General features: G+C 68.9%; 3 protein-coding genes and 2 pseudogenes. 4 read left to right on the top strand and 1 reads right to left on the bottom strand.

Translation table 11 applies throughout. The features are described from left to right. Positions 1-454 (bottom strand): annotated as a pseudogene (locus A5713_RS06010) (hypothetical protein); the annotation flags it as partial. A gap of 155 nt (positions 455-609) precedes the next feature. Between A5713_RS06010 and A5713_RS06005 the strand changes: the two are divergent. From A5713_RS06005 to A5713_RS05990, 4 genes and pseudogenes are all read left to right on the top strand, one after another. Then, positions 610-912, top strand: coding sequence for a hypothetical protein (locus A5713_RS06005; protein WP_068093596.1), 303 nt, complete (start codon positions 610-612; stop codon positions 910-912). 92 nt (positions 913-1,004) lie between these two features. Beyond that, a complete protein-coding gene (locus A5713_RS06000; RefSeq protein ID WP_068093592.1) occupies positions 1,005-1,832 on the top strand; it encodes a histidine phosphatase family protein in 828 nt (275 codons plus the stop codon). A 73-nt stretch (positions 1,833-1,905) separates the two neighbouring features. Next, positions 1,906-2,493, top strand: coding sequence for a DUF3090 domain-containing protein (locus A5713_RS05995; RefSeq protein WP_067924315.1), 588 nt, complete (start codon positions 1,906-1,908; stop codon positions 2,491-2,493). Next, positions 2,477-2,861, top strand: a pseudogene (locus tag A5713_RS05990) (phosphatidylinositol kinase); the annotation flags it as partial. The gene A5713_RS05995 and the pseudogene A5713_RS05990, both read left to right, overlap by 17 nt.

Below are 2,861 nucleotides of genomic sequence, written 5' to 3'. Positions count from 1 at the left end.
CCAGTTTGCCGTCGGCACGTTGGGCGACCGCGGTGAAATCGGTCTGCTGCGCGTCGGTGACGTTCACCTGGCCCGTATGGCCGGTGCCCAGGTCGACCACGAAATAGCCGCCCCGCGCGGCGAGGTAGACGGTGCCGTGGCCGTCATCGGTCATGGCGGTCGCCGGGCCCGGCAGGTCGATGACCCGCGCCGCGGCCTTCGGGTCATCGAAGACGGCGACGCTGCCCGGCCCCGCCGGGGCGGCGCCGGGCGCCAGCACCGCCAGTCGGCGGGCGGCGCCGTCGAAGGCGGCCGCGACGGCGTGGATCGGCAGTGGGCGAACCGTGCCGGCGGGGTTCTGTGACGCCGGCGGGGAGACGGCGGCCGCGGCCGGTTCGATGGTGGGCGGCGCGGGTTTGAATGTATTCGACGAACAACCGGTCACCGCGGCCAGCAAAATCGCGAATCCGATCACACGGCAATGAGCTGTGGGTTGATTACGCCCGTGCAATGACAGCAACTATCTTCCCTTGTGCGACGACTGTAGGCCTTCCACTTTAAGGAACGCCTTCGCATCCAATATGGCCATGTCGCGCACATCAAGCCTCGGGGGCGAGGTATCGTCGGCTTATGGCCGTCACCGTTGACCGGCATATCGCGGAGAAAGAGTTTGCTGTCGAAGACATGTCGACAGGGATTTTCGCCAGCGGATATGGACAAGTCGGTGATGGGCGCAGTTTCTCGTTCCACATTGAGCACGGCTTGCTCGTCGTCGAAATTTACCGGCCCCGCCTTGCCGGGCCAGTCCCGCAGGCCGACGAGGTCGTCGCCACCGCGGTGCGCAGCCTGGTCGACATCGACCTCACCGACGAGCGCAGCCTGACCGCCGCCGTGCGGGACTCGGTGGCGCACGCGGTGCCGGTGTCGCGCTAGTCGCGCGCTGATCATCAACCCGCAGTCGCACCGGGTACGGTCGTGGTCGTGGTTGCCCTGATGCCTCGGACGTCCCGGTTGGGCGCCGCGGCATGACGGTGATCCTGTTGCGCCACGGCCGCTCCACCTCCAACACCGCCGGCGTCCTGGCGGGTCGCTCGGAGGGCGTCGACCTTGACGAGAAGGGCCGCGACCAGGCCGCCGGGCTGATCGACCGCATCGGTGACCTGCCCATCCGCGCGCTGATCAGTTCGCCGTTGCTGCGCTGCCGGCGCACGGTCGAGCCGCTCGCTGCCGCGCTGTGCCTGGAGCCGCTCATCGACGACCGGCTCGCGGAGGTGGACTACGGGGACTGGACCGGCCGCAAGATCGCCGAGCTGGCCGGCGAGCCGCTGTGGAGGGTCGTGCAGGCCCACCCGAGCGCGGCAGTGTTTCCCGGCGGCGAGGGTCTGGCGCAGGTGCAGGCGCGCGCCGTGGCGGCCATCCGGGAACACGATCGACGGCTGGCCCTCGAGCATGGCGGGGAACAGGGCGGCGACGCCCTGTGGGTGGCCTGCACTCACGGTGATGTCATCAAGGCCGTCATCGCCGACGCGTACGGCATGCACCTGGACGCTTTCCAGCGGGTCACCGCCGACCCGGCGTCGGTGAGCGTGATCCGGTACACCGAACTGCGCCCGTTCGTGTTGCACGTCAACCACACCGGTGCGAAATTGGCTGCAGCGCTGCGGGCCGGGCCACCGCCCCAGAACGGGGCGAAGGCGAAGGCCGACGGCGACTCCCATGCAGCGCCAACGGAACACGCGCCCACGGAACAGACACCAAAGGAACAAGCGCCAACGGAACGGCCGGCGCCCGGGGAGCAGCCGGCCGGGTTCGTGCCGTCCAGTGACGCGGTGGTCGGCGGCTCGACTGACTGATTCCGCTTAAAACTGACGGAGCGGGGCAATCGAATCGCACGGCGAAGGCAACAGCCGGTATTTTGGAGGTGCCATGGCCCGCGCAATCCACGTCTTCCGCACACCCGACCGCTTCGTGGCCGGGACCGTCGGCCAGCCCGGAAACCGCACGTTCTACATCCAGGCGGTGCACGATTCCCGGGTGGTGTCGGTGGTGCTGGAGAAGCAGCAAGTCGCGGTGCTGGCCGAACGCATCGACGCCCTGCTGCTCGAGGTGAATCGCAGGTTCGGCACGCCGGTCCCCCCGGAGCCCACCGAAGTCGAGGATCTCAACCCATTGGTCACGCCCGTGGATGCCGAGTTTCGGGTCGGAACCATGGGCCTGGGCTGGGATTCGGAGGCGCAGACCGTGGTGGTCGAATTGCTGGCCGTCACCGACGCGGAGTTCGACGCGTCGGTGGTGCTCGACGACACCGAGGAGGGGCCCGACGCGGTGCGGGTGTTCCTGACGCCGGAATCGGCGCGGCAGTTCGCCACGCGCTCCAATCGCGTCATCTCGGCGGGACGGCCCCCGTGCCCGCTCTGCGACGAACCGTTGGATCCGGAGGGCCATATCTGCGCGCGCGCCAACGGCTATAGGCGCAGCGCGCTGCTCGGGCCTGACGATGAACTTGAGGCCTGACGACCGTGAGGTGCTGCGCAACGGCGAGCTGACGGTCCTGGGACGCATCCGCTCTGCCAGCAACGCCACCTTCCTGTGCGAGTCCACGCTCGGCGAATCGACCGTGCACTGCGTCTACAAGCCGGTCTCGGGCGAGGCCCCGCTGTGGGATTTTCCCGACGGGACGCTGGCCGGCCGCGAACTCGCGGCCTACCTGGTGTCGACGCGGTTGGGCTGGAACATCGTGCCGTACACAGTGATTCGTCACGGGCCGGCCGGCCCCGGCATGCTGCAGTTGTGGGTGGAGCAACCGGGCGACGCCACCGGCTCCGAACCGAGCCCCGGCCCCGACCTGGTCGACCTGTTTCCCGCCGACAAACCGCAGCCGG

It is taken from the genome of Mycobacterium sp. E2497, assembly GCF_001668695.1.
GTDB lineage: Bacteria > Actinomycetota > Actinomycetes > Mycobacteriales > Mycobacteriaceae > Mycobacterium.
Note: the sequence above shows the minus strand (reverse complement) of the source record. Positions and strands in the feature narration are given on the sequence as shown.

Excerpts from the sequence above, each read along its gene's own strand:
- A5713_RS06005 (WP_068093596.1), top strand. The coding sequence starts at position 610 with ATGGCCGTCACCGTTGACCGGCATATCGCGGAGAAAGAGTTTGCTGTC.
- A5713_RS06000 (WP_068093592.1), top strand. The coding sequence starts at position 1,005 with ATGACGGTGATCCTGTTGCGCCACGGCCGCTCCACCTCCAACACCGCC.
- A5713_RS05995 (WP_067924315.1), top strand. The coding sequence starts at position 1,906 with ATGGCCCGCGCAATCCACGTCTTCCGCACACCCGACCGCTTCGTGGCC.